The following is a 25,575-nucleotide window of genomic DNA, read 5'->3' on the forward strand; positions in this document are numbered from 1 at the left end:
CCGGTACGGCTGCGCATCGTCTCGATCGTGGCCGGCCATCAGGGCGGCGCGGCCACCATCGCACAACCCGCTCCGCGGTACCCACCGCAGGACGACCGGACAGGCCGTCAGCACGACTTCCGCATGGCCGAATCCGGCTAGAAGTAGTCCGCCGGCCAGTGGGCGGCGTTCTCCGCGCCCACCACGGGGGCCGGGTCGCCCAGGATCGCACGGGCCATCCCCGTGCGGTCCCGCTCCCGGACGACACTCGCGAACAGGTGCGGCAGGGCCGGCTCGTCCCAGGTCAGCCTGGCCCTGCCGGTACGGATACCCTTGGCCGCCGCCTCGACGGCCAGCGCGGACAGCACCCCGGGCAGGTCCCCGGCCACCTCCAGCACGTCGAGGACGCCGCCGTCCCATCGCACGGCGGCGTACCCGGCGTCCCCGGCCAGCAGCTCGACCGGGTCGCCGTACCAGATCGGCAGCCGGTCCCGCCAGTGCGCCTCGTCGCGCACGGCGGTCAGCGGACGCCGCGCGTTGTGCCGCTCGTACACTTCCCGCAGGACCGCCGCCTCACCGGCGGGGATCCGGCGCAGCCCCCGCCCGGCCGAGCCGGCGCGGCGCAACGGCCCGGACACGGTCCGCAGCTCGAAGCCGGTCCACTCCTTGTAGACCCCCGGCGTGCCGGTGAACAGCAACGACCAGGCGCAGCCGTCGGCCGCCATCGCCTCGGCCGCCAGCGCCAGCAGCCGCCGGACGTGCCCGCGCCCGCGTACCGACGGGTGGGCGGCGACGTTGGCCACGCCGCCCGCCCGCACCTCGCCGCCCAGGCCGTCGTGCAGCCGGCGCGGCAGGTAGTACACGCAGGCCGACACGTCTTCGGTCACGAACGTCCTGCCGTACCGGCCGGGGTCGGTCTCGTACAGGGGCACCACGTGCGGGGCGTCGAAGCAGGCGGCCCACAGCGCGTGGAGCGCCTCCCGGTCGCCGGGACGGGCGGTGCGCAGGGCCGTCATCCCATCCTCCCCAGCAGCTCCGGCGTCACCTCGTGCGCCAGCGGGACGCCGGCGGCGTACCGGGCGATCTCCTCGACCACCAGCCCGCCCTGGCGGGCCCGGCCCGAATCGGTGCCGGCCGCCTGGTGCGGGGTGAGCAGCGCGTTCGGCAGCGCGCGGAACGGGTGTCCGACCGGCAGCGGCTCCTCGTCGAAGACGTCGATCGCCGCGTCCAGCCGTCCCGAGCGCAGCTCGGCCAGCAGGGCGGCCTCGTCCACCAGCCACGACCTGGCGGTGTTGACCAGCCCGGCGCCGTCGGGCATCAGCGCCAGCTCCCGCGCCCCGAGCAGGTGGCGCGTCTCCGGCAGCGCCGGGGCGTGCACGGCCACGATCCGGCTGGTGGACAGCAGCTCGTCCAGCTCCATGGCGCCCTCGTGGTACGGGTCGGCGACGGTGACCTCGGCGCCGAGCGCGCGGACGAGGTCGAGGTAGGCCCGGCCGGTCCTGGAGGCGCCGATGACGCCGATCGGGCAGCCGAGGATCTCCCGCCTGGCCGGGGCCCGCTCGGCCGCCTCCCACGGCCGGCCGCCGCGCAGGGCGTGGTCGAAGCGGTGCACCTGGTGCAGCAGCGCCAGCGTGAACGTCAGCGCCACTTCGGCGACCGACCGGGCCATGGCCGCGCCCGCCTGCGTCACCCGGACGCCCCGCGCCCACAGCTCGCCGGTGACGAACGGCTTGACCGTCGCTCCGGTGTGCGCGACCAGCCGCAGCCCCGGCGCCCGGTCGAGCAACTCGGCGGTCAGCGGCGGCACCCCCCACGAGGTCACCAGCACCTCGGTGCCGGGCAGCGCCTCGGGCAGCGCGCGGTGGTCGTCGAGCAGCCGCACGTCCCCCAGGGCCAGCAGGGCGGCGGGGTCGGGGAAGAACTGCGCCCGCAGCGGCGGCGGAACGCTGACCAGGACGCGCACGGCGGCGTCAGCCGAGCCAGGCATCGCGGTGCTCCGCCACGAAGTCGTCGTCGGTCAGCCACGGGTAGGCGGCGCTGACGCGGGTCAGCTCCTCGGCCTGGCCGGGGGACAGGCCCTCGTCCGGGTCGAGGCACCAGGTGCCCGCCAGCAGGCCCTGCCTGCGCAGCACCTCGTGCACGCCGGCGATGCAGCCGGCGAAGGCGTTGGCGCTGTCGAAGACGGCGGCGTTGGCGTCGGTGAGCGCCGTGGCCCGGCCCCACCACCGCGCCGGGTCGTCGCGCAGGCCGTCGACCATCTCCACCGCCGCCCGCGTCCACACCGCCCACTGGCCGAGCAGCCCGCCGGCGAAGCGCAGGCCGCCGGGCAGTTCGGCCAGCAGGTCGCCGACGATGTGGTCGTCGTTGCCCGTGTAGAGCGTAACCTGGTCGGCCCGGTCGGAGGCGGCCACGCCGTGCGCCACGTCCAGCGAGCGGTAGCGGTCGAACGCCGCCACCTTCACCGCGACCGTGGAGGGCTGGTCGGCCAGGGCCCGCCAGAAGCCGCGAGACAACACCGGCCCGCCGATCGCCGCCTGGAGGTAGAAGCCGACGACCGGCAGCACCTCGCCCACGGCCCGCGCCCGCGCCAGCAGGTCGTCCTCGGAGGCGCCCGGCACGACCGGCGAGAGCAGCACGGCGTCGTACCCGAGCGAGGCGGCCAGCTCGGCCTCGGCCACCGCCTGCGCGGTCGGCCCGCACGCCCCGGCGACCAGCACCGGCCGCTCCCGGGCGGACTCACGGGCGGACTCACGGGCGGACTCACGGGCGGATTCCCGGGCGACGTCGGCGGCCAACCGGAGGACCGGCTCCAGCAGCCCGGCCCCGCGGATCTCGAACTGGGTCGTGTGCACGCCCACGGCCAGGCCGCCGGCCCCCGCCGCCAGGTAGTACCGGGTGAGCCCGGCCTGGCGGCGCTCGTCCAGCGTCCGGTCCGCGGTCAGCGCCAGCGGGTGGGCGGGGATGACGGTCCCCGCGCGCAGGCGCGACAGCGCGGGGTTCGGTGTGGGCATCAGAATCTCCCGTCTCGTACGGCGAACTTGGTGGGCTTGCCCGACGTCGGCAGCCCGGCGGCCAGCCAGTCGGCCTGCCAGTCGATCAGCGTGCCCAGCGGCACGTGCGGGTAGCCGAACAGGCGGTGGCAGAGCGTGGCGTCGTTCAGCAGCGCCGTCCCGGCCTCCGCGCCCTCGAAGGACACCGGCGTGCCGAGGCGCGCGCCGAAGGCGGCGGCCACCCGGCGCACCGAGGCGGTCTCGGGGCCGGTCAGGTTCAGCGTGAACGGCGTGCCCGCCGTCGCGTGGGCCAGCGAGCGCAGCACGACCTCGTTGGCGTAGCCCTGCCAGACCACGTTGACGTGCCCGGTCGTCACGTCCACCGGAGCGCCGGACAGCACCCGCTGCCCGATGTCGGCCAGCACGCCGTACCGCAGGTCCACGGCGTAGTTGAGGCGGATGACCGTCACGGCCGTGCCGCGGGTGGCGGCCGCGTGCTCGAGGACGCGCTCGCGGCCGAGGCAGCTCATCGCGTACTCGCCCACCGGCCCGACCGGGTCGCCCTCGACGCTCCCGCCGGACGACAGGGGCACCAGCGGGTAGACGTTGCCCGTGGACAGCGCCGCGAGGCGGGAACCGCCGTACCGCTCGGCGACGCGGGCGGGCAGGGCCGCGTTGACGACCCAGGCCAGGTACGGCGCGGCGGACGTGCCGAACTTCGCCCCGACCATGAAGACCACGTCCGCGGCGTCGGGCAGCGTGCCCAGGTCGCCGTCGAGCAGGTCGAAGGGGACGACGTCCACGCCGTGCGCGGCCAGCGCGCCGGCCGCCGCGCGGTCGGACCACCGGGAGACGGCGAAGACACGGTCGGCGCCGCGCCCGGCGGCGTCCAGGCCGCGCCGGGCCAGGCGGCACAACGTGGGCCCCATCTTGCCCCCGGCGCCCAGCACGACCAGGTCGCCGGAGCCGGCGGCGAGGTCGGCGACGAGCGGCCCGGACGGGCGGGTGAGGTGTTCTTCCAGATCCTCGACGGAGGTGAACATCAGCCCTTGATCCCCGACATCGTGACTCCTTCGGTGAAATAACGCTGGCCGACCAGGTAGGCGGCGAAGATCGGTACGAACGCGACCGTGGCCCCGGCCAGCACGACGCTGAGCGGGACGTTCTCCGTCTGCAGGGAGGCGATGCCCACGGTCAGGGTGCGCATGTCGGCGCCGCCGCCGATGATGAGCGGCCAGAGCAGGTCGTTCCAGTGCCACAGGAAGACGAAGACGCCCAGCGTGGCCAGAATCGGCTTGCACAGCGGCAGGACGATCCTGATGAAGATCCGCCATTCGGAGGCGCCGTCGAGCCGGGCCGCCTCGAACAGCTCGTCCGGCAGGCCCATGATGAACTGCCGCATCAGGAAGACCGCCTGCGCGTTGGCGAGCGTCGGCAGGATCAGCCCCCAGTACGTGTCGACCCCGCCCAGCTCGGCGATGAGCATGAAGGTCGGGATGAGCGTCACGTGGTAGGGCACCATGACCATGGCCAGGAACGACCAGAACATGGGCTCGCGGCCGGGGAAACGTTTCTTGGCGAAGGCGTATCCGGCCAGCGAGGCCAGCAGCAGCACGGCCACCACGCTGACCACGGAGTAGATCAGCGTGTTGACCGTCCAGGTGACCAGGTCGCGCCCGCCCAGCACCTCGCCGTAGGCGCTGAAGTCGACCGGCCAGGGCAGCATGCTCTCCGGGAACGTCACGGCCGTGCCCGGCTTCAGCGACAGCACGACCATCGCGTAGAACGGGAACAGCGTGACCGGCGTGGCGACGGCCAGCAGGACGAACCTGGCCACCTTCCCGGCCCTGGTCGGCTCCAGCGCCTTGTACGGGCGGTATGTCGTCACTTCGACCTCCCGATCATCAGGCGCTGGACCAGCGCGACCACGAGGGTCATGACGAACAGCGCGACGCCGATGGCGCTGGCGTAGCCGAAGTCGAAGTTCTTGAACGCCTGCTCGTACAGGGCCATGACCAGTGTGAAGCTGCCGTGCGCCGGTCCGCCGCCGGTCATCACGTAGACCAGGTCGAACACCTGGAAGGAGTTCGTGGTCTCGATCACGGCGACGAAGAACAGCGCCGGGCGCAGCTGCGGGGCCACGATGTAGCGGAACCGCTGCCAGGTGGAGGCGCCGTCGGTGAGCGCGGCCTCCTCCAGCTCCCGCGGCAGGTCCTGCAGCCGGGCCAGGACGATCAGCATGCCGTAGCCGAACCTGGACCAGACCGAGACGATCACCAGGGCCGGGATGACCAGCGTGGTGGAGGCCAGCCAGGACTGCCCGGTGAGCTTGGTGATCGGCCCTTCGGAGGAGAACAGCCAGGTGAAGACCGTCCCGGCCAGGACCAGGCTGGTGACGACGGGCAGGAAGAAGACCGAGCGGAAGAAGGCGGCCCCACGGAAGGCGCGGCGCACCAGCAGCGCCATGCCCACCGAGGCGGCCATCGACGCCGGTACGTACAGGATCGTGTAGATCAGCGTGATGCGCAGCGACTCCCAGAAGACGGGGTCGGCGGCCATCCGCCGGTAGTTGTCCACGCCGGTCCACTCCGGGCTGGCGCCGATGGAGGAGTCGAAGAACCCCAGCAGCACCCCGGCGACGGACGGGCCGAACCGGAACAGCAGGAAGAGCAGGAGGCACGGCAGGACGAACAGCAGTCCGGTCCGCGCCTCCCACCGCCTGACGTCGATCGCCGCCATCAGCCACCCAGCAGCGCGTCCGCGGCCTTGGCCGCGTCGGCGAGCGCCTGCTCGGGCGTCTTCTTGCCGATCAGCGCGGCCTGGATCTCGGGAGCCAGGACGCCCATCACGTCACGCGCCTTCTCGTGCAGCGGCCCGGCCGTGGTCAGGTCGAGCGCCTTCTCCACCTCGGCCTGCACCGGGTCGGCCGCGTACAGCGAGCCGGTGGACTTGCGCGGGGAGAAGTATCCGGAGGCCAGGTCGTAGGCCTTGCTCGGGGCGGCCCCGGTGGCGAAGCCGATCCACTTGCCCGCCGCCTCCTTGTGGTCGGACGCCTTGAGCAGGGCCAGCGAGCCGACCGTGCCGTAGGCGACCTGCTTGGCGTCGGTCAGCGGCGGCAGGACCTTGATGTTCTCCTTGCCCCAGAACGACTCGACGTCAGCGGGCAGCTGCTGCCAGGTGCAGGCCACCTTGTTCTGTGCCGTCCTGGTCTGCTCGAACTTGGGCAGCCCGGTCAGCAGGTCCTTCTCCACGTAGCCGCCGTCGGCCAGCTTCTTCAGGAAGGTCAGCGCCTTGACGCCCTCGGCGCCGCCGAAGGCCGCCGCCTTGCCGTCGGGGCTGAACACGTCGCCGCCCGCCTGCCACAGCAGCGGGTAGAACGACTGGTTGAGGGTGGCGGCGGGGTCGGCCCAGTAGTTGGTGACGTCCACGTCCTTGGCCTTGAACGTCGGGGCCAGGGCGAGCACGTCGTCCCAGGTCTTGGGGAACTCGGTGACGCCGGCGGCGTCGAAGGCCTTCTGGTTGCAGACCAGCGGGTTGGCCGACATGAGGATCGGCGCGCCCATGACCTTGCCGTCGATGGTGACCGACTTCAGGGCGTTGTCCCGGTAGTCGGCCTTGTCGGCGAGGTAGGCGTCCACCGGCTCCAGCGTCCTGGCGTACTTGGGGAGCTGGTCGGGGATGAGGTAGACCACGTCGGGTGCCTTGTTTCCGGCGATCGCCGTGGACAGCGCCTCGTCGCGCTTGGCCCACGGGTAGATCTCGACCTTGACGTCGATGTTCGGGTTGGCCGCCTCGAACGCCTTGGTCTGCTCGTCCCAGAACGCCTGGTGCTTGGCCTGGTCGGCGATGTTCGGGTAGATCCACATGGTGACGGTCTGCTTCTCGTCGCCTCCTGAGCCGCCGCCGCAGGCGGTCAGCGTGCCGAGGGCGGCCGCAGCGGCGGCCAGCGCGCGCAGTCGCATGATGGTTCCTTCCTAGGATGCGGGCACGGTGACGACCGTGCCGCTGTGCCGGGCCTTCTCGGCGGCGAAGACCGCGAGGTGGCTGTGGAGCGACTCGGTGGGGCCCGAGCGCACGTGTGCGGGGTCGCCGGTGGCCAGCGCGGTGACGAAGGCGTCCATCACGCCGTCGTCGCCGCCGCCGTGGCCGTCGCCGGCGTTCGAGCCGGTCCCGGCGACGCTGCGCCGGCTGCTGCGGCCGTCGCGGAAGTCGAGGACCTCGACCGACTCGCCGTCGCCGACCAGCCGGCCGTGGGTGCCGAAGATCCTGGTCTGGCGGTGGGTCTGCTCGGTGAAGGCGGTCATGGTGAACGTCGCGGTCGCGCCGCCGGTCAGCTGCATGGCCAGCACCTGGTGGTCGACCACGTCGTTGTCGCAGGCGTAGACGCACCTGCCGTACGGGCCGGTGCGCAGGGCGTCCATGACCTGCTCCTCGTTGTCGCCGAGGACGCTGGTCGGCCAGTCGTAGCCGCGGTTGAGATACAGGCGGGGAGCCGAGTACGGGCACCCGGGCTCCAGGACGCAGTCGAGGCAGCGGTCGGCGGCCTGCGCCGGGCGCCGTTCGGGCCTGAAGTGGCCGAGCGAGCCGAAGCTGGCGACCTGCTCGATCCTGAGCCCGGTGACGTAGGTCAGCCAGTCGAGGTCGTGGGAGGACTTGGCCAGCAGCATCGGGCTGGCCAGGCGCTCGCTGCGCCAGGGGCCGCGCACGTAGGAGTGCGCCTGGTGCCACCAGCCGACCGGCTCCAGGTGCTCGACGCTCATGACCTCGCCGAGCACGCCGCTGTCCACGGTCTGCTTCACCAGCGCGGTGTAGGGCGTGTAGCGCAGCACGTGGCAGACGGCGAGCAGCACGCCGGTCTCGCCGACGGCCGACACGATCTCGCGGCATTCCTCCTCGGTCGGCGCCATGGGCTTCTCGACGAGCAGCGCGTAGCCCGCCCGCGCCAGGGCGATGGCGGGCTCGACGTGCAGGCGGTCCTGGGTGGCCAGGACGACGGCGTCGGCCACCCGCTCGCGCAGCAGGTCGCGCCAGTCGCCGAACTCGCGCACGCCGGGGCCGGCCAGCCTGGCCCGGCGTGCGGGGTCGGGGTCGGCCACGGCGACCAGCTCCGCGCGATCGGGGTGCGCGGCGATCCAGGAGGCGTAGGTCTGCCCCCGGTTGCCCGCCCCCGCGACCGCCAGCGTTATCTTTCGCACCTAAATCACCAAATTTCCTGATGTGAGGACCTTCGGGCCGTCGGCCGGCAGCTCCCTGGCCACGCCTTCCTCGACGTTGCCCGTGTGCTGGACCACCTCGAAGGCCTTGATCGACAGCCGGCCGCCGCCGAACTGGCAGCCCGTCGCCGCGTAACGGTTTCTGCCGGAGTCGAGCTGGACGTGGGCTCCGGCGTTCTGGCTGCGGACCCCGGCGAGCTGCCAGGAGACGAGCCCGGCGGCCTCCACCCGCGACAGCCCGGCCTCGGCCAGCTCGGTGCCGCCGTCGAGGCGGATGCGCTGGTCGGCCTTGCCGGCGGCGGCCAGGCCCACGCCCTTCACCGTGCAGCCGGTCAGCGACACCGCACCGGCCAGGACCAGCGGGGCCGCGCCCTCGGCGCCGTTCAGCGTCGAGCCGGACAGGCGCAGGTCGGCGCCGTTGAAGGCGTTGCCGTTCAGGCCGTGGAACGTGGTGCGGCTGACGTGCAGCGGCGCGGTCACGTTCGCTTGGACGATCTCGCTCTTGGCCGGGACGGTGAAGACGCAGCCCTCGATGAGGTTGGGCCGGCGCGACAACTTCGACTGCTGGGAGACGATCAGCGTGTGGCTGGCCGAGCAGCCGCGCATCTGCACGCCGTCGGCGTTGACCCAGATCATGCCCGAGCCCTCCAGCGACGGCTTGCCGATGACCTGGAGGTCCTCCAGCGTCAGGTCGGTGACCTTCACCCGGGCCACGAACCACGAGCAGACGTGCTTGCGCACCGTGATCCGCTTGGCCGCCGAGCCCCAGGCCGCGCCGGAGTTGGCGAAGGTCATCAGGCCGGAGTTGCCGGTGTAGGTCAGGTCGTGCTCGTACTGGCCGTGGGTGACGAACGGGCCCTGGTCGTCGCCGTCGCCGTGGCAGTTCTCCACGTAGCAGTAGGCGCTGGCGGTGAAGTCGTTCAGGTGGCGGGCGTTGGCCGTGTGGCAGTCGCGGACGTGGCCGTACAGGCAGTAGATCTGCTGGGTCAGGTAGCCGGCCCCGCCCCAGGTCACGCTGGCGGGGTTCTTCAGGGTGCAGCGCTCGGTGCGGAAGTGGGTGGCCCAGCGCCGCATGACCAGCGGCCAGAACGTGCCCGTGCCGTGGATGCCCTCGACGTCGCAGTGGACGGCGTACTCGTAGGCCAGCGGGTGCGAGCCGGTGTACTGGTCGCCGTCCGCGACACCCTCGAAGCGCAGGTTGCGCACGTGCACGCGCTCGACCGGCTCGACCAGGGTCCAGGTGATCGTGCGGCCGGCGGCCAGCTCCCAGCCGTTCTTGTAGTTGACCCTGATGTGCGTGCCGTCGACGATCTGGGTGACCTCGACCAGTTTCTGCAGCTCGCGCTCCCAGCGGCCGGACAGCGCGTTGACCTCGGCGCTCCACCACTGCCCGACCTTGAAGGCGCCGGAGTCGGCGACCTCGAAGACGTCCGACAGGTCGGGCACCGCGGCGCTCAGCTTGTGGCTGACCGTGGTGGCGGTGACCTTGCCGCGGAAGAACATGACCGCCGCGAAGGGGTCGTCCTGGCCCGCCTTCTCGATGCCGACGGTGCGCATGGTGTGGCCGCCGAAGTCGAGCACCAGGCCGGAGCGCTGGAACTTGTGGCGCTTGACGAAGTTGAGGTCGGTGTGAGCCTCGATCCTGGTCACGGCCGGATCGCCGACCATGGCCTCCAGGGCGGCGTCGGCGGGCGTCTTGTCGTCGAAGACGCCGAAGGCGCGGAAGTCGAGGCAGCCGTCGTGCAACTGGATCCAGCGGCCCTTGGGCGCGGAGCCGAGCACGGTGCCGCCGTTGGCGGGCGCGGTGGAGGCGGCGTCCCAGCGGACGAGCTTGCCGCCGCCGTCACCCGGCTTGAGATAGCCCGCGACCTGCGCCAGCGTTCCGTCCGCCAGTTTGGCGGCCTCGAAGGCGAGCAGCTCGGCGACGGTGGCGACCGCGTGCACCTCGTCCTTGGGCTTCTTGTCCGGCTCGGCGAGCGCGGGCTTGGCCATCAGGACGGTGCCGACAGCCGCTAAACCGGTGACGCGCAGGATGTCACGACGTTCCATGGGGGGTTCCTTACAGTGCGAGGGTGTCGGCGATGAGGACGCGGGGGCCGGCGGGTGGGAAGGCACGCTCGACGCCCTCCTCGGTGCAGCCGGTGTGCACCAGGACGGTGGCGGCGGTCAGGTCGAGCCGGCCGCCGGTGAACCGGGAGCCGGTGGCGCGGAAGCGGTTGTCGCCCGTGGACAGCCCGACGCGGGTGGCGGTGGCCGTGCAGGCGGCCAGTTCCCAGGTCAGGACGCCCGGACCGGCGGCCCGGGCGAGCGAGGCGTTCTCCAGCGTGACGCCCTCCAGGCGCAGCCGCTGGTCGCGTACGGCGCTCAGCTCGATCTGCACGCCGTCGAGCCGGCCGCCGCTGATCACGACGTCGGCCGAGCCCACCGAGACCTTGCCCGATCCGCTCAGGACGCAGCCGGTGAAGCGCAGGGCGCCGGAGCCGCGCAGGGTGGCGCCGTCGAGACCGGTGAGGACGCACTCCTTGAAGTGCAGCGCGTTGCTCACCGGCGTCTGCACCAGCACCTGGCCCTGGGGCAGGTCGAAGGAGCAGCCTTCGATGACGTTGGGCCGTCCGGAGCGGTCGGAGCGCTGGCCGATCGCGACGGTCTTCGCCGAGCAGCCGCGCATGTGCAGGCCGTCGGCGTTCACTTGGAGCGTTCCCGCCGGGTCGAACGTCGAGCGCGGGATCACCCGGACGTCCTCCAGCGTCAGGTCGGTGATCTTCGTTCCGGCGACGAACCACGAGCACAGGTGCTTGCGCACGGTGATCCGCTTGGCGCTGGTGCCCCAGAGGGCGCCGCTGTTGGCGATGTCCATGAGGCCGGAGTTGCCGGTGAAGACCAGGTCGTGCTCGTACTGGCCGTGGGTGGTGAAGGGGTTGCCGCCCTCGTCGTCGCCGTCGCCGTGGCAGTTCTCGACCGTGCAGTAGGCGCTGGCGGTGAAGTCGTTGAGATGGCGGACGTTGGAGGTGGTGCAGTCGGCGACGTGGCCGTACAGGCAGTAGATCTGCTGGGTCAGGTAGCCGGCTCCGCCGTACATGACGGTCGGGGGGTTCTTCAGGCTGCAGCGCTCGGTGCGGAAGTGGGTGCACCAGCGTCGCATGATCACCGGCCAGAAGCTGCCGGTGGCGTGCACGTCCTCGACGTCGCAGTGGACGGCGTACTCGTAGGCGATCGGGTGCGAGCCGGTGTACTCGTCGCCGCCCGGGGCCGCCTCGAAGCGCAGGTCGCGCACGTGCACGCGCTCGACCGGCCGGATCAGCGTCCAGGTCAGCGTACGGCCGGCGGCCAGCTCCCAGCCGTTCTTGTAGTTGACCCGGACGTGCCGGCCGTCGACGACCTGGGTGATCTGGACCAGTCGCTGGAGCTCGCGCTCGTACGTGCCGGCCAGCGCGTCGACCTCCACGGCCCACCACTGGCCGACCCGGAACTGCCGGGAGTCGACCTCGAAGACGTCGGCCAGGTCGGGGATCGTGGCCGTGAGCGTGCCGGTGACGGTGGTCCCGGTCCGCTCGCCCTGGAAGAACAGGACCGCGCCGAAGGGGTTGTCGTGGGAGTTCTTCTCGATGCCGGCGGTGGTCATGGTGTGGCCGCCGAAGTCGAGCACCAGACCGGAGCGCTGGAACTTGTGGCGCTTGACGAAGTTGAGGTCGGTGTGAGCCTCGATCCTGGTCACGGCCGGATCGCCGACCATGGCCTCCAGGGCGGCGTCCGCAGGCGTCTTGTCGTCGAAGACGCCGAAGGCGCGGAAGTCGAGACAGCCGTCGTGCAACTGGATCCAGCGGCCCTTGGGCGCGGAGCCGAGCACGGTGCCGCCGTTGGCGGGCGCGGTGGAGGCGGCGTCCCAGCGGACGAGCTTGCCGCCGCCGTCACCGGCGCGGTGATAGCCCACGACACGCAGCAGCGTGCCGTCGGCGAGTCGGGAGACGTCGAGCGCGAGAAGGCGCGCGACGTCGGCTACATGGTTCATGGGGGGAGGCCTTCGGGGAACGGGGTGATGGAAGGCCGGGCGACGTGCGAAGGCGGGCAGGCGGCGGTGCTGCGGCCCAGACGTCCGGCGCCGGGGCCGCGGCGCTCGGAGTCGGATCTTCGCCCGAAACGATTGGCGAGGACGCTAGACAGTGGGGGGCGGGTCTGTCAAGCCGTCACGTGGGATGGCCGAGACCTCGGGAGATCGTCGCCGCGGTCTCTCTCACCTCCCGGCCGAGCTCCTGGTAGCGCCAGGCGGGCAGGTCGCGCTTGAGCGAGGTGATGCTGATCGCGCCCACGCAGGCGCCGGTGTGGTCGCGCAGCGCGCTGCCGATGCAGAAGATGCCGTCGGCGTCCTCCTCGTCGTCGACCGCGTAGCCGAGCTCCCTGACCGTCTTCAGGTGGGCCAGCAGCAACGGCAGCTCGGTGATCGTGTTGCTGGTGCGGCGTGGCAGGCCGACGTGGCCGACGACCCTGGCGACCTCCTCGTCGCTCATCTCGGCCAGCAGCGCCTTGCCCAGCCCGGTGCAGTGGGGCGGCTCCCTGGTGCCCATCCGCAGGTCGACCTGGATGCGCTCGCCGTTGCTCACCTGGTCGACGACGACCGCCTGGCCGGCCTCGGGCACCGCGAGCCTGGAGTTCATCCCGGTGCGCTCGGTGAGCTTGACCAGCGCGGGACGGGCCACGTCGCGCAGCGAGAGCTGCTCCTGGGCCCTGGCACCCAGCCTGGCCAGCGCCATGCCCAGCCGGTAGCGGCGGTTCATGCCCTCGCCGTCGTCGGCGACCAGGCTGTAGCCGCGCAGCGTGTAGAGGGTGGCGAAGGCGGCGCTCTTGCTCAGCCCGCAGGCCGCGGCGACCTCGGTCACGCTCATGCCGCCACCCGGCCCCACGCGGGACAGGACCTCCAGCACCTCGGCGGCGCGGGCGACGCTGCGGACCCAATATCTCGATTCCTCAGCAGCAGTGTTCGTCACAGCCGAACAGCTTAGCGGAATTCATCGTTGACCCCCACCCATTCTCGTGTTTCAATCTCCCTCATCTGTTCGGTCTTGCCAAACACTGTTCGGAATTTGTGGCGGATCATCAGCGCTTCCCCGGCCGGGCCGGGCCGGGAGGCGCGTCGGAGGAGAGAGATTTGAAGCACCTAGCCGAGCGCGCACGCCAGGTCATCCCCGGCGGCGTGAACAGCGGGCAGCGCAGCATCCCCGGGCTCACCGACCTGGTGATCACCCATGCCGCCGGCGCCCGCTTCCGCGACTCGCAAGGACGGGAGTTCGTCGACTACCACGCCGCCTTCGGCCCGCCGCTGCTCGGCCACAACGACCCCGACGTCGGCGCGGCCGTCGCCGAGGCCGGCCGTACGGTGGACCTGTGCGGCGTCGGCGTCACCGCCGGCGAGGTCGAACTCGCCGAGACGCTGGCCGAGCTCGTGCCGAGCGTGGAGAAGGTGCTCCTGACCAGCACCGGCAGCGAGGCCACCTTCCACGCTCTGCGCGTGGCCAGAGCCGCGACCGGCCGCCGGCTCGTGGTGAAGTTCCAGGGCTGCTATCACGGCTGGCACGACGCGGTCAGCCTCAACGTGATCTCCGCGCCGGAGAAGGTCGGCACGCACGACCCGATCTCGACCGGCATCCTGCCCGAGGTGCTGCAGGCCACGCTGGTCCTGCCGTTCAACGACCCCGAGGCGGTACGCCGGGCGTTCGCCGAGCACGGCGACGACATCGCCGCCGTCATCCTGGAGCCGGTGCCGCACAACGTCGGCTGCCTGCTGCCCGAGCAGGAGTTCCTGCAGACGCTCCGCGCCGAGTGCACCAGGGCGGGCAGCGTGCTGATCTTCGACGAGGTCATCACCGGCTTCCGCCACCACCTGGGCGGCTGGCAGGCGATCTGCGGGATCACCCCCGACCTCACCACCATGGGCAAGGCGATCGCGAACGGCTACCCCGTGGGCGCGCTCGGAGGCCGCGCCGATCTCATGGAGCTGTTCAGCTCGCGGCCCGGCGGCCCCGCCTTCTTCGCCGGCACCTACAACGGCCACCCCGCCGTCGTGGCGGCCGCCCTGGCCACGCTGCGCAAGCTGCGCGAGGAGCCGGTGCACGAGCACGTCTTCCGCCTCGGCGAGCGGATCAGGACCGGCCTGGCCGAGGTCTTCGCCTCGCTGGACATCCCGGCGCTGGTCAGCGGGTACGGCTCGGTCTTCGTCGGCTACTTCATGACCGGACCCGCCCGCACCTACGACGACCTGCTGCGCAATGATGCCAACATGTTCATCGGGTACCGCCGCCGGCTGCTGGAGCACGGCGTCTTCGAGCTGCCACTGAACCTCAAGCGCAGCCACGTCTCCTACGCCCACACCGACGCCGACGCCGACCACCTGCTGGAGGCGGCCGCCACCGCGGCCAGGCTCGCCCGCGGCGACGTACTCGACCTGACCGACGCCAGCACGATGGGCGGCGCCGATGCTCACCGTTGACACCAGCCGCCCGGCCGGCCCCGCCGGCCGGATCAGCCGCGTCGAGACCCTCTCGCTGGGCACCGCCTGGCGCGACTTCTCCTACGTGCGCATCCACACCGACGAAGGGCTGAGCGGCATCGGCGAGATCACCCACCCCTACCGGGGCCGGGAGACCTGCTCGCTGACCGAGGCCATGGCGCAGCGCCACCTGATCGGCGCCGACCCCTTCGACGTCGAGGAGATCTGGCTGCGGATGTACCAGGGCGACTTCCTGCGCGGCGGCGACGTCGGCGGCATCGTCGTCTCCGGCGTCGACCAAGCGCTCTACGACATCATGGGCAAGGCGCTGGGCGTGCCCGCCTACCGGCTGACCGGCGGCGCCTGCCGCGACTCCGTACGGGTCTACGCCAACGGCTGGTACACCGGCGAGCGCGACCCGCAGGTGTTCGCGGCCAAGGCCAAGGAGGTCGCCGCCCGCGGCTACACCGGGCTGAAGTTCGACCCGTTCGGCGCCGGTCTGGGCGAGCTGTCCCGGGCCGAGCTGCGGCTCTCGGTCGACATCGTCGCGGCCGTCCGCGAAGCCGTGCCCGACCTCGACCTGTTCGTCGAGGGGCACGCCCGGTTCGCGATGCCGACCGCCGTCCGGCTCGTGCGCGAACTGGAGCCGTACGACCTCGGCTGGTTCGAGGAGCCACTGCCGTGGACGCACATCGAGCGCTACGCCGAGCTGCGCGCCCGCGCCTCCATGCCCATCTCCGGCGGCGAGCACTTCCACAACCGCTACGAGTACGCCCGGCTGTTCGCCACCGGCGCGGTCGACATCATCCAGCCCGACCTGTCGATGGCCGGCGGGTTCACCGAGATCAGGAAGCTGGCCGCGCAGGCCGACGTGCACGCCATGCTCGTCGCCCCGCACAACTCCAACTCCCCGCTGTGCACCACGGCCTCCGTGCACGCCGTGCTCGGCATGCCGAACCTGCTCGTCCTGGAGACGTTCGACGGCATGCTGGAGCCGTACGTCTTCGACGCGCTGAAGGGCGTCCTGCCCGTGATCGACGGTCATGTCGGCCTGCCGGAGCGGCCAGGGCTCGGCGTCGAGCTGGCCGACGAGGTCTTCGCCGAGCACCCGCCGTCCCACCGGTTCTGGAACATGTTCAAGGAGGGCTGGGAGAAGCGTGATCGTTGACGTCCACTCCCATCTTTTCACCTGCCCGGACGACGTCGGCGACCCGTTCGCGGCCGAGTCCGCCCGCGCGCACGGCGGTCACGTCGACCTGACCGTGCGCTGGGCGGACTACGCCGCCACCTCGCCCGCCGGCACCCGTACCGTCGTGGTGGGCGGCAAGGCCAGGCGCTCGGGCCTGTGGGTGGACGACGCCGCCGTGGCCGCCTACGCGGGCGAGCACCCCGACCGGCTCATCGGCTACCTGTCGCTCGACCCCACCCAGCCCAGCTGGCGCGACGAGCTGGAACACGGCCACCGCGACCTTGGGCTGCGCGGCATCAAGCTCATGCCGATGTACGCCGGTTTCGACCCGGCCGCGCCCGAGCTGGACGACCTGTACGCCTACGCCGCCCGCCACGGCCTGCCGCTGCTCGTGCACACCGGGACCACGTTCGTCTCGGCCGCGCCCCTGCGCTACGCGCTGCCGGTGCACCTGGACGAGGTCGCCATCAGGCATCCGGAGCTGCGCATGGTCCTGGCCCACCTCGGCCACCCGTACGAGGGTGAGTGCATCGCGGTGATTCGCAAGCACCGCCACGTCTACGCCGACGTCTCCGCCCTGCACTACCGCCCCTTCCAGCTCTGGCACAGCCTGCGCCTGGCCCAGGACTACGGGGTGTGGGGCAAGCTCCTGTTCGGCAGCGACTACCCCTTCACCACGGTGGACGCCTCGGTGGAGGGGCTGCGGGCCGTCGGCGCCGTCCCCGGCATCCCCGGCCTGCCGCCCCTGGACCAGGAGGAGATCGAGAAGCTGATCCACCGCCCGTCGCTCGACCTGCTGGGGCTGTCATGACCGGACTGGCCGTGGTCACCGGGGCCGCCAGGGGCCTCGGTGCGGCCATCGCCGCGCGCCTGACGGCCGACGGCCACCGGGTGGTCACCGTCGACCGGCCGGGCGCGGGCTGCGACTACGGCTTCGACCTGGCCGACACCGAGGGCCTGGCCGGGCTGGCCGACGCGGTCCGCCGCGACCACGGGCCGATCCACGTCCTGGTCAACAACGCCGGGGTGGCCCGCCTCGAACACTTCAACGAGATCACCGTGGCCGGCTGGCAGGCCGTCATGCGGGTCAACTGCGACGCGCCGTTCTTCCTGGCGCAGCGGGTGGCCGAGCACATGATCGCGGACGGCGTGCGGGGGCGGATCGTCAACGTCTCCTCCAAGAACGGCCTCATGGCCGAAGCCGGGCTGGCCCACTACAACGCCTCCAAGGGCGCCCTGGAGCTGATCACCCGCTCGCTCGCCGCCGAGCTGGGCGCCCATGGCATCACCGTCAACGCCGTGGCGCCCGGCATGATCGCCACCCCGATCGACGGCGACTTCCCCTTCGACCGCGCGGCCTTCGAGGCGGCGTGGGAGGAGCGCATCCCGCTGCGCGGCGGGTACGGCAGGCCGGACGACGTGGCCGGTGCTGTCGCGTACCTGGCCTCGGAGTCGGCCCGCTACGTCACCGGCGCCACCCTGGTCGTGGACGGCGGCGTGCTGGCCGACCAGATGCCGCGGACGCGGTTCATGCCGCCGTACCGGAACTCGTTGCGACCCGGTTCCTGACCCGCGGCGTCGTCGGGGCTCGAATCAGCCGCCTTCCAGAGGGCGGGCGTAGGAACGTGTACAGAAGCGGCTGTCCCCGGGCGAAGTCCAGGAAGTCCGTCAGGAGGCTGAGCACCCGCGCCTCCCGTGGGCCGTCCGGGACCCGGTTGCTCGGGGAAGTGCTTGTAGGCGGCCATCCGCCGCATGGTCACGGCTGCGGCGCCCTCGGTCACCAGGACGGCTTGCGCGGTGTCCGCGATCTGGGTTGGGGGTCCTCACGGTGTACGCCGTGAACCATGAGGGTTCACGGCGTACACCTTCGATCAGGCCGGGCGTGCCCGGCGCAGGAGGCGGGCTCCGGCGAGCGAGGCTCCGGCCAGCGCCACGACCACGGCCACCATCCCCATCGGGGCGAGGCCGTGCGGGCGTTCGGGCCCGTACCCGCCGGCCAGGCCCTGCCGGTCGTAGTCGGAGCCGGCCTGCTTGTCGGCGTACCGGCTGACGAGCAGGGCCTGGTAGTCGGCCAGGCGGTAGACCCTGGGCGCGGTCTCGGCGGCGGCCGAGGTGTCGAGCAGCCGGACCTGGTCGCCGCGGAGCTCGTACCAGCCGTCGATCTGCGGCTCGTAGAGCAGTGAGGCGTCGGCGCCCAGCTGGGCCGCGACCTGCTCCTCCGGCGTGCCGGAGGCGATCTCCGACAGCCGCCAGCCGCCGTCGTTCGTCATGGCGACGGTCGCCGGGGTGCCGTCTCCGGTCCGGACGGGGATCGCCACGTAGGAGAGCCGGCCGACCGGGGCGCCCGCCTCGCCGCGGGCGAACTCAGGGGTGATCGCGTAGACCGGGATGGCCTTCTCCCCGATGGACGCCTGGCCCTGGATCTCCGACCGGCTGTCCGGGAACTTCAGGACGGCCAGGCGGGCGAGGAGTTGCGGCGTGGCCGCGGCCGTGTGCGCGTGCTGCAGGTCGGCGGCCGAGGGAGTGCCGGTCAGGTGACCGGAATCGGCCGCCGCGGTCCCGCCGGCCAGAAAGACCAGGCCGGCGACGGCGGTGACCGCCGCCGCAATCGCTTTCTTCATCACGGCTGTTTCGTCCTCACGATGTTGTCGAGCGTTCTGGTCCAGGTGTAGGTGTCGTTGCTGACGAAATAGCTGTACGGCTTGATGCGGTAACGCGGCGGATTCTGCCCCGGATTGCCGAACATGATCTGGCCGCCGTCCGCGTCGTCATATCCGTAGACCACCAGGGCGTGCCCGCCGCCGGCGGCCCAGCGAATTCCGGCGTAGAACGGGCGTTCCACGTCGATCTGCGTCTTCACCGCGGCGTAGCTGATCGGGTTGTGCAGATCGTCACCTGACCGGTAGAAGCCGAGCCGGTCCAGGGCATGCTTGACCAGGGCGGCGCTGCCGGCGGCGTTGGGGCAGACATCGTTGACGGGGTAGTCGTTCGCCAGGTTGCAGAACTGGTTCTGGGACAGCCAGGCGCCGTGATAACCGGCGATGGTGACGCCCGTCGCGGCCCAGCACCATTTGCTGTTCTCCTGGTGCTGCATGGTGATGTAGAGAACGCGGCTCGTGGACGTGCTTCTCGTGCTCGCCGAAGCCGGGGCGGTGAGGCCGGTCAGAAATGCTCCGGCCGCGATGAGTGCGGCTGAGGCGCGCAACGCGTTTCTTGGCACGCTTCCTCCTTTCGATTGTCGTTGTCCGGACCCTGGACAATGTACGAAGCCGCGCAGCGTCGTTCCGCGTACTAATCACCCTCGCAGTGCGTATAAATACGGAGGGCCGATCGCAGGAGCCGGTCGGCGTGCTCGGCGATGAGGTCGCGCAGCGCGTCCGGCCGCTCGACGGCGAACGGCAGGTCCAGCGACGCGAGGACGCCGGGCAGCCAGTCGAGCCGTTCCGCCCGCAGCTCGACGCGGGACCAGCCGCCGGCGTCCGGCTCTCCCACGATCGCGATGCCGGGCGGCAGCCAGGTGTGGATCTGCTCGGCCGTCCCCTGGACCAGCAGGGTCACCTCGTACCGGTAGGGGGCGGTGGCGAGTCCGGTGAGCACGCGTCGCGCCGGGTCGAGCCCGGCGGGTGGCTCGAACACGCCCGGCAGGGTCTTCGCGCCGGTGATGCGGTCCAGCCTGAACGTCCGGTCCTCGCCGATCGCCGGATCCGCGCCCGTCACGTACCACCTGCCCGCATGGGTCACGAGCCCGTACGGGTGCAGCGTGCGTTCGCTGCGCCTGCCGTCGGCCGCGACGTACCTGATCGAGATCGGCCGGTGATGGCTGATCGCGTCGGCGATCGCGAGCAGGACCCCGCTCTCAGGGGCGGCCGGCTGCTCGCCGGGCGGAGTCGTGAAGGCGAGGGAGCCGAGCACGGCGTCGAGTCTGCGGGCCAGCGGCGCCGGCAGCACCCGCCGGATCTTGGCCGCGGCCGTCTCGCCCGCCGTGCCCATGGCCGTCATCAGGCCGGCCCGCCGGCCGGCGACCAGCCCGAGCAGCACGGCGAGCGCTTCGTCGTCGGTCAGCATGAGGGGCGGCATGCGGTAGCCGGGGGCCAGCCGGTAGCCGCCGTAGCGGCCGCGGACGGACTCGACGGGCACGTCGAGGTCGACGAGGTGGGCGGCGTAGCGCCGCACAGTGCGCTCGTCGACCCCGAGCCGGTCGGCGAGCTCCGCGACGGTCCGTACGCCTCCCGCCTGCAGGAGCTCCAGCAGGGCGAGCACACGGGCAGTGGGTCGGGACATGTTCCTCGATGTCAGACGAATATCGGGCGGTTTCTGTCCAGTATTGCCCGTAGCGTCGGCTCAGCAGCATCGACCCACCCTGAGAGGACCTCATGAACTTCGTCTCGATCCGCATCATCACCGGCGACGTGGCCCGGCTCGTCGGCTTCTACGAGCGCGTCACCGGGGTGCGGGCGAGCTGGGCCACCGAGGACTTCGCCGAACTCACGACCGCCTCGGCCACCCTCGCGATCGCCGGCACCCGTACGGTTCCGCTGTTCGCGCCCGGCTCCGCCCGCCCGGCCGACAATCACAGCGTGATCATCGAGTTCCTGGTCGACGACGTGGACGGCGTCCACCGGAACCTGACCGGCTTCGTGGCGGACTTCGTCAACGAGCCCACGACGATGCCGTGGGGCAACCGGTCGTTGCTGTTCCGCGACCCCGACGGGAACCTCGTCAACTTCTTCACCCCTGTCGCGGGCAGAGGCTAGATGGCCGTCCGCGAGCGGGCCTCGGCGGCCCAGTGGGGGGCGTTCCACCGCTCGGCGATCGCGGCGGCCTCGGCGAAGTGGGCCGTGGCCTCGGCGCGGCCCAGGAGGAGGGCCAGCTCGCCCAGGGTGTGGGCGACCGGGCGCAGCGCCACCGCCAGGTTCGCGGCGCCCGCCGGGGGGCCGTCGCGGTGCGGGAGCAGCGCCGCGTAGACCTCCTCGGCGGCGTCGCGATCCCCCAGGGCGACGACGGCCATCGCGCGCACCGTCGTGAGGAAGGTGAAGAAGAAGTCGGGGCGGATCGGGCCGGCTGAGGCGCGGACCTCGCGGGCTTCGGCGTCCAGGCCGCCCTCGTGGAGGGCGAGCGCGAGCAGGTCGGAGGTCATGGCGCCGCCGAGCGTGGCGTGCAGGGCGCGTACGTCGTCCAGGTGCGCGCCGAGCGTGCCGTCGTTCAACCAGATCGTGGCCAGGGCGAGGGGGAGGAAGCCCGTGGCGTGCACCGAGCCGGCGCGCCGCATGCCCTCGTCGGCCTGCACGTAGAGGCGCTCGGCGTCGGAGAACCGGCCTTCGACGAGCGCCAGGGTCGCCAGCGTGATCTCGGCGACGGGGATCGCCCCGGGCATCCGGTAGGCGCGGGCGAGTTCCAGGGCCTCGGTGGCCGCCTGGCGCATGGTCACCGGGTCGTTGGCCGCGGCGGCGACGGCGGCCAGGTTGATCAGCCCGGTGACGCGGTAGACGGGCAGGTCGTGCTCGGCGCCGATGGCCACGAGCTCGCGGCAGAGCTCGGCGTCGCCGTGGACCCGGGCCAGGCTCTGGAGCGCCGCGGCCCGCAGCCGGGGTCCGGTGGCGAGGTCGAGCGCCTCCCGCGCCGCGTCCAGAACGGCCGGGTCGTCCTCGCCGGCCAGCTCGTCCACGTACGCGATCAGGAGCCGGCACCGCACCGCGGGGGTCAGGTCGCGCTTCAGCAGGCGGCTCAGGCGGTCGACGACGGGCCGGTCCACCGTGCCGTACATGCGGGCCTGCCAAGGGGTCGGCTCCGTCCACGCGGTGAACGCGGCGATCATCAGGTCGTCGCGGCCCAGGGACTCGGCGTACTCGACCGCCTCACGGCGGGTCTCGCGGGCGGCCGCGACGGCTCCCGCCCGGATCTGCGCGCGCAGCAGCCTGCCGAGCAGCTCGACGCGTTCGTCCGGTCCTGTCGCGTTGGCGACGGCGTCGGTGAGGAGGGCGGCCGCCACGTCGTGGGCGTAGCGGGCCTCGGCGAGCTCGGCGGCCTGGACGCAGTAGCCGACGGCCTTCGGCGAGCCGGCGCGCGCGTAGTGGTGGGCCAGCGCCGCGACGTCGTCGCCGCCTTCGAGCGCGGCGGCGATCCTGGCGTGCATGCGGGCGGCACGCAGGCGGCTGAGGTCGGCGATGAGCGTGTCCCTGACGAGGGCGTGGACGAAGCGGACGCGTCCGGGGGCGGGCTCGTTCAGCAGCCCGGCGATGACGCCCGCGTCCAGCGCGTCCATCACGCCGTCCTCGTCGGTGCCGGCGGCTTTCACGAGGACGTCCACCGAGCTCTCCCGGCCGGCGACCGCGGCCAGCCGGAGGATGGACACGCCTCCTTCGGGCAGGCGCGCGAGCCGGCGGCGCAGGACGTCACGTACGCCTTCCGGGACCTCGGAGAGCGCGACCAGCGCGCCTTCGCCGTTCAGCAGCCGGGCGCTCTCGCGCACGTAGAACGGGTTGCCGCCGGTGCGTTCTGCGATCCCCGCCACGGTCTCCTCGTCGGCCTCGCACTCGGTCCGTACGAGCTGCGCCACGGCCGCGTCGTTCAGCCCCGTCAGCGCCAGGCGCAGCGGCGTGGCGCGGGCGAGGGAGGCCAGCGTCTCGGTGAGGTGCCCGCTCTCGTCCGCCCGGTACGCGGCGACGACCAGGATCGGGGCCCGCAGGCCGAGGCCGCCGCCGAGCAGCTCCAGCGTGGCGGCGTCCGCCCAGTGCAGGTCGTCCAGCACGACGGCGACCGGTCGCCGCGCGGCGACCGCCGCGAGCCATCTCCACACGGCCTGGCGCAGGCGGAAGCGTCCCGCGGTGGCGTCGGCGTGCACCGGCTCGGTGTCGGTGAGCAGCGGCGCGAGGTCGCCGGCGAACGCGCCCGGTGGCGAGGCGGCGGCGACGGCGCTCAGCGCCTCGGTCCACGCCCACGCGGGCGGCGCGCCGTCGACCTCGGGGCAGTGGCCGACGGCGACCAGCCAGCCGTCACGTTCGAGCCGCCTGCCCAGGTGTTCCAGCAGCGTCGACTTGCCGAGCCCGGCCTCGCCGGTGACCAGGGCGATGCGGGCGCCGTCGGCGGCGGCCTCGGCGGCGGCCGTGACCAGCGCCGACAGCTCCGCCTCACGTCCGACGAACGGCGCCTCGGCGATCTGGGCCAGTGGTGGCGGGGGCGGTGGGGGCGGGGGCACGGTCGCGCGCAGGACGTCCGTGCGCTGGGTGAGGATCGCCTCCTCCAGCGCCGTCAGCTCCGGGCCGGGGTCGAGCCCGAGCTCCTCGGCGAAGACGCCGCGGGCGCGGCGGAGCGTCGCCAGCGCGTCGGCCTGGCGGCCGCTGCTCCACAGGGCCAGGGCGTGCAGCCGCCAGCCCTCCTCGCGCAGCGGCTCGTCGCGGGTGAGCCGCTCGGCCTCAGGGACCACCGCGGCGGCCTCGCCGATCCGCAGACCCGCCGCGACGTGCAGCTCGGTGGCGACCAGGCGCAGCTCGTTCAGCCGGGCCGTCTCGGCGGCGGCCCACGGCTCGTCGGCGACCTCGGCGAACGCCGGCCCCTGCCACAGCCCCAACGCCTCGGCGAGCAGGGACCGGGCGGCACGCGGGTCGGTGACCGCCCGGGCCTCGTCGAGCAGGTGCTCGAACCGCCACGCGTCCACCGCCTCGGGCGGCAGCCGCAGCGCGTAGCCCGGCGACGCGCTCACCAGCAGCCGGGCCGACGTGCGCGGCGGGCGGCCGGGCTCCAGCAGCCGGCGCAGGTTGGACACGTACGCCTGCAGGGACATCAGTGCCCGCCCGGGCGGCTCACCGCGCCACAGGTCCTCGATCATCCGGTCGACCGGCACGACCTGCCCGCGCGCCGCCACCAGCATCGCCAGCACGGCCCGCTGCCGCGGCCCGCCGAGGTGAACGGCCGCGCCGTCCACCTCGGCCGCGAACGAGCCCAGCACGCGGATGAAGACCATGATCCGCACATCGTACGGGGACAGCTCCAAACCGGCTCCAAGTCCCCTCCAAACATCCGGGAGCAGCCTGAACACCACACCGCCTGGTCCGACCTCACAGGAGAAGAACGATGTCACTGAAGAACATCAACACCGTCCTGACCACCGCTTTCATCCTCTTCATCCTCTGGTTCGGGATGGACTTCATCCTGCGTCCAGAGACGGTGGCGCCGGGGTTCGGCCTGCCGAGCTGGCCGTCCGGCGACGGCGGCGGCTTCCTGGTCGTCAAGGGGGTCCGGGACGTCGTCCTGGCCCTGGTCCTGGGCGTCCTGCTGGTGACGGGCCACCGCCGGGCGCTGGGATGGGTGCTGCTGGTGGAGTCCTTCGCCGCGTACGGCGACATGACCATCGTGCTGGCCCACCACGGCTCCGTGGCCACCGCGCTCGGCGTCCACGCCCTGACCGCGACGCTGATGGCGGTCAACGGCCTGCTGGTGCTGCGCGAGACCCGCACGGCCGCGCCCGCTCTGCGGTCCGCCTGAACCCGGATGGAAGACGACCATGACAATCAACGATGTACGCGGTGTACTCAAGGGGCGCGTGCTCCTGCCCGGCGACGACGGCTTCGAGCAGGCGGCCACCGCGTGGAACCTCACCGTGAGGCAGCCGGTGGCGGCCGTGGTGGAGGCCGCGGACGCCGGGGACGTGGCGGCGCTCGTGCGGTACGCCCGGCGGGCGGGGATATGACGGTGACCGCTCAGCCGAGCGGGCTGCTCGGGTGAACCGGTGGCGGGGCCGGGCCACGCTCCCGGCCGTGGCGGCGGATCAGCTCCTCGAGTGCGGTGAGTTCGGCCGACAGCGCGGCCCTGCCTTCGCCGGTGATGACGATCCAGGTCTTGGGGCGCCGCCCGTCGTACCCCTTCTCCAGCACGATCAGGCCGGCCTCCTCCAGGACGGCGAGGTGCCGGTTGAGGTTTCCCCTGGTCAGTTCGAGCACGTCGTGGAGGTAGGTGAACTCCACCCTGGCCGCCTCGTCGGCGATGGCGAGGATGCCGAGCCGGTGACGCTGGTGGACGACGTCGCTCAGGCGTCCGGTGGGGTGGGTCACGGACGGGCCTTCCGCAGGGCGCGCAGGCCGGCCACGAGGAGCACGGCGGCCGGGAGCAGCAGAGCGATCTCGCGCGCGCCGAGGAGGCCGTCCAGTCCGGACCGTTCGAGCAGCCGCTCGTACAGGTGGACGCCGTCGCTCGCCACGGCCGGGACGACCGCCGCCGCGTAGAGCCCGACGACGACCCACAGGTGCCCGCTGTGTTCGACGCAGGCCAGGGCGATCAGGCCGAGGCCGATGACCAGCAGGTAGAAGGGGGCGCCGTCGAAGGGAAGCAGGAGCGACAGCAGGGGGACGGCCGCGGCGAGGCCGCCCAGCACGCCCGGCCGGCGTACCGCCGTCTGGATGCCCTTGCGGTAGCCGTGGCGGTGGTAGTGCCACACGGTCAGCCCTGTCCCGGCGATCAGCCCGGACACCCACACCATGTCCACGAACTCCCTCGGGAGGAGATGGGCGAGGTCTCCTCCCGGCGGGAAACGGAGCGCGCCGTCGATCGTCTGGAGAACCGCCAGGAACGCGGTGAGGCCGCCGAAGAGCACCAGGGGGTAGCCGAAGGCGTGCCGGTCGGCGCGAGCGCGGCCCCGCAGGACTCTGACCTCGCCGAGCAGGCGATCGGCGGCGTCGTACGAGTGCTCCATCGTGAGACCCCCAGGATGTCGGTGTCGCAGACTTGTCT

General features: G+C 72.4%; 24 protein-coding genes. 7 read left to right on the plus strand and 17 right to left on the minus strand.

Annotation, left to right across the window (positions count from 1 at the left end; all coding sequences use genetic code 11):
* Window positions 1–137: 137 nt before the first annotated feature.
* The 11 genes from ABD292_RS12855 to ABD292_RS12905 all read right to left on the minus strand — a co-directional run bounded on the left by ABD292_RS12855 (window position 138) and on the right by ABD292_RS12905 (window position 13,164).
* Window positions 138–995: a GNAT family N-acetyltransferase gene (locus ABD292_RS12855; protein ID WP_344207373.1), complete on the minus strand. Its 858-nt coding sequence runs from the start codon at window positions 993–995 to the stop codon at window positions 138–140.
* On the minus strand, window positions 992–1,966 hold the full coding sequence (locus ABD292_RS12860; RefSeq protein WP_344207374.1) for a hydroxyacid dehydrogenase: 975 nt from the start codon (window positions 1,964–1,966) through the stop codon (window positions 992–994). The genes ABD292_RS12855 and ABD292_RS12860 overlap by 4 nt, the downstream gene beginning before the upstream one ends.
* Window positions 1,950–2,990, minus strand: coding sequence for a dihydrodipicolinate synthase family protein (locus tag ABD292_RS12865; RefSeq protein ID WP_344207375.1), 1,041 nt, complete (start codon window positions 2,988–2,990; stop codon window positions 1,950–1,952). Before ABD292_RS12865 ends, ABD292_RS12860 begins: the two co-directional genes overlap by 17 nt.
* A complete protein-coding gene (locus ABD292_RS12870; RefSeq protein ID WP_344207376.1) occupies window positions 2,990–4,012 on the minus strand; it encodes an NAD-dependent epimerase/dehydratase family protein in 1,023 nt (340 codons plus the stop codon). Before ABD292_RS12870 ends, ABD292_RS12865 begins: the two co-directional genes overlap by 1 nt.
* Complete coding sequence (locus ABD292_RS12875; protein ID WP_344207377.1) at window positions 4,012–4,857, minus strand: carbohydrate ABC transporter permease; 846 nt, start codon at window positions 4,855–4,857, stop codon at window positions 4,012–4,014. The genes ABD292_RS12870 and ABD292_RS12875 overlap by 1 nt, the downstream gene beginning before the upstream one ends.
* Entirely contained in the window at window positions 4,854–5,708 is an 855-nt protein-coding gene (locus ABD292_RS12880; RefSeq protein ID WP_344207378.1) for a carbohydrate ABC transporter permease, read from the minus strand. Before ABD292_RS12880 ends, ABD292_RS12875 begins: the two co-directional genes overlap by 4 nt.
* Window positions 5,708–6,931 carry an ABC transporter substrate-binding protein gene (locus ABD292_RS12885; protein WP_344207379.1) on the minus strand — a complete coding sequence of 408 codons (1,224 nt, stop codon included), beginning with the start codon at window positions 6,929–6,931 and terminating at the stop codon, window positions 5,708–5,710. Before ABD292_RS12885 ends, ABD292_RS12880 begins: the two co-directional genes overlap by 1 nt.
* 12 nt (window positions 6,932–6,943) lie before the next feature.
* Window positions 6,944–8,164, minus strand: a complete 1,221-nt coding sequence (locus ABD292_RS12890) for a Gfo/Idh/MocA family protein (protein WP_344207380.1) — start codon at window positions 8,162–8,164, stop codon at window positions 6,944–6,946.
* Entirely contained in the window at window positions 8,165–10,231 is a 2,067-nt protein-coding gene (locus tag ABD292_RS12895; protein WP_344207381.1) for a hypothetical protein, read from the minus strand.
* Window positions 10,232–10,241: 10 nt separating this feature from the next.
* Window positions 10,242–12,191 (minus strand): hypothetical protein, encoded by a 1,950-nt coding sequence (locus ABD292_RS12900; protein WP_344207382.1) that lies wholly within the window; start codon window positions 12,189–12,191, stop codon window positions 10,242–10,244.
* A 175-nt stretch (window positions 12,192–12,366) separates the two neighbouring features.
* Window positions 12,367–13,164 (minus strand): IclR family transcriptional regulator, encoded by a 798-nt coding sequence (locus ABD292_RS12905; protein ID WP_344207383.1) that lies wholly within the window; start codon window positions 13,162–13,164, stop codon window positions 12,367–12,369.
* A 161-nt stretch (window positions 13,165–13,325) separates the two neighbouring features.
* Here ABD292_RS12905 and ABD292_RS12910 point away from each other — a divergent pair, with 161 nt between their 5' ends.
* From ABD292_RS12910 to ABD292_RS12925, 4 genes are read left to right on the plus strand one after another with little or no spacing between them, the layout of a single operon-like run.
* The gene (locus ABD292_RS12910) at window positions 13,326–14,663 is read left to right on the plus strand and encodes an aspartate aminotransferase family protein (protein ID WP_344207384.1); all 1,338 of its coding nucleotides are present in this window, start codon (window positions 13,326–13,328) and stop codon (window positions 14,661–14,663) included.
* Complete coding sequence (locus ABD292_RS12915; protein ID WP_344207385.1) at window positions 14,650–15,831, plus strand: mandelate racemase/muconate lactonizing enzyme family protein; 1,182 nt, start codon at window positions 14,650–14,652, stop codon at window positions 15,829–15,831. The genes ABD292_RS12910 and ABD292_RS12915 overlap by 14 nt, the downstream gene beginning before the upstream one ends.
* Window positions 15,821–16,663 (plus strand): amidohydrolase family protein, encoded by an 843-nt coding sequence (locus ABD292_RS12920; protein ID WP_344207386.1) that lies wholly within the window; start codon window positions 15,821–15,823, stop codon window positions 16,661–16,663. Before ABD292_RS12915 ends, ABD292_RS12920 begins: the two co-directional genes overlap by 11 nt.
* A complete protein-coding gene (locus ABD292_RS12925; RefSeq protein WP_344207387.1) occupies window positions 16,660–17,421 on the plus strand; it encodes an SDR family NAD(P)-dependent oxidoreductase in 762 nt (253 codons plus the stop codon). The genes ABD292_RS12920 and ABD292_RS12925 overlap by 4 nt, the downstream gene beginning before the upstream one ends.
* 302 nt (window positions 17,422–17,723) lie before the next feature.
* On the opposite strand, the gene ABD292_RS12930 is transcribed toward ABD292_RS12925, so the two are convergent.
* From ABD292_RS12930 to ABD292_RS12940, 3 genes are all read right to left on the minus strand, one after another.
* Window positions 17,724–18,473, minus strand: coding sequence for a hypothetical protein (locus tag ABD292_RS12930; protein ID WP_344207388.1), 750 nt, complete (start codon window positions 18,471–18,473; stop codon window positions 17,724–17,726).
* Window positions 18,473–18,946, minus strand: a complete 474-nt coding sequence (locus tag ABD292_RS12935) for a papain-like cysteine protease family protein (RefSeq protein WP_344207389.1) — start codon at window positions 18,944–18,946, stop codon at window positions 18,473–18,475. The genes ABD292_RS12930 and ABD292_RS12935 overlap by 1 nt, the downstream gene beginning before the upstream one ends.
* Window positions 18,947–19,143: 197 nt before the next feature.
* Window positions 19,144–20,133 (minus strand): helix-turn-helix transcriptional regulator, encoded by a 990-nt coding sequence (locus ABD292_RS12940; RefSeq protein ID WP_344207390.1) that lies wholly within the window; start codon window positions 20,131–20,133, stop codon window positions 19,144–19,146.
* Between the two features lie 92 nt (window positions 20,134–20,225).
* Between ABD292_RS12940 and ABD292_RS12945 the strand changes: the two genes are divergently transcribed.
* Window positions 20,226–20,606: a VOC family protein gene (locus ABD292_RS12945; protein ID WP_344207391.1), complete on the plus strand. Its 381-nt coding sequence runs from the start codon at window positions 20,226–20,228 to the stop codon at window positions 20,604–20,606.
* Here the strand turns inward: ABD292_RS12945 and ABD292_RS12950 are convergent.
* The gene (locus tag ABD292_RS12950) at window positions 20,603–23,812 is read right to left on the minus strand and encodes an ATP-binding protein (RefSeq protein ID WP_344207392.1); all 3,210 of its coding nucleotides are present in this window, start codon (window positions 23,810–23,812) and stop codon (window positions 20,603–20,605) included. The genes ABD292_RS12945 and ABD292_RS12950 overlap by 4 nt on opposite strands.
* Window positions 23,813–23,922: 110 nt before the next feature.
* Here ABD292_RS12950 and ABD292_RS12955 point away from each other — a divergent pair, with 110 nt between their 5' ends.
* Together ABD292_RS12955 and ABD292_RS12960 are read left to right on the plus strand one after the other, a co-directional pair.
* On the plus strand, window positions 23,923–24,333 hold the full coding sequence (locus tag ABD292_RS12955) for a DUF4267 domain-containing protein (RefSeq protein WP_344207394.1): 411 nt from the start codon (window positions 23,923–23,925) through the stop codon (window positions 24,331–24,333).
* A 19-nt stretch (window positions 24,334–24,352) separates the two neighbouring features.
* Window positions 24,353–24,538 carry a hypothetical protein gene (locus tag ABD292_RS12960; protein ID WP_344207395.1) on the plus strand — a complete coding sequence of 62 codons (186 nt, stop codon included), beginning with the start codon at window positions 24,353–24,355 and terminating at the stop codon, window positions 24,536–24,538.
* Window positions 24,539–24,548: 10 nt separating this feature from the next.
* Here ABD292_RS12960 and ABD292_RS12965 read toward each other — a convergent pair whose 3' ends face one another.
* Both ABD292_RS12965 and ABD292_RS12970 read right to left on the minus strand, forming a co-directional pair.
* Complete coding sequence (locus tag ABD292_RS12965; RefSeq protein WP_344207397.1) at window positions 24,549–24,899, minus strand: transcriptional regulator; 351 nt, start codon at window positions 24,897–24,899, stop codon at window positions 24,549–24,551.
* Window positions 24,896–25,537 carry a hypothetical protein gene (locus ABD292_RS12970; protein ID WP_344207398.1) on the minus strand — a complete coding sequence of 214 codons (642 nt, stop codon included), beginning with the start codon at window positions 25,535–25,537 and terminating at the stop codon, window positions 24,896–24,898. The genes ABD292_RS12965 and ABD292_RS12970 overlap by 4 nt, the downstream gene beginning before the upstream one ends.
* Window positions 25,538–25,575 lie beyond the last annotated feature (38 nt).

Source organism: Nonomuraea bangladeshensis (assembly GCF_039529455.1).
GTDB classification, from domain to species: domain Bacteria; phylum Actinomycetota; class Actinomycetes; order Streptosporangiales; family Streptosporangiaceae; genus Nonomuraea; species Nonomuraea bangladeshensis.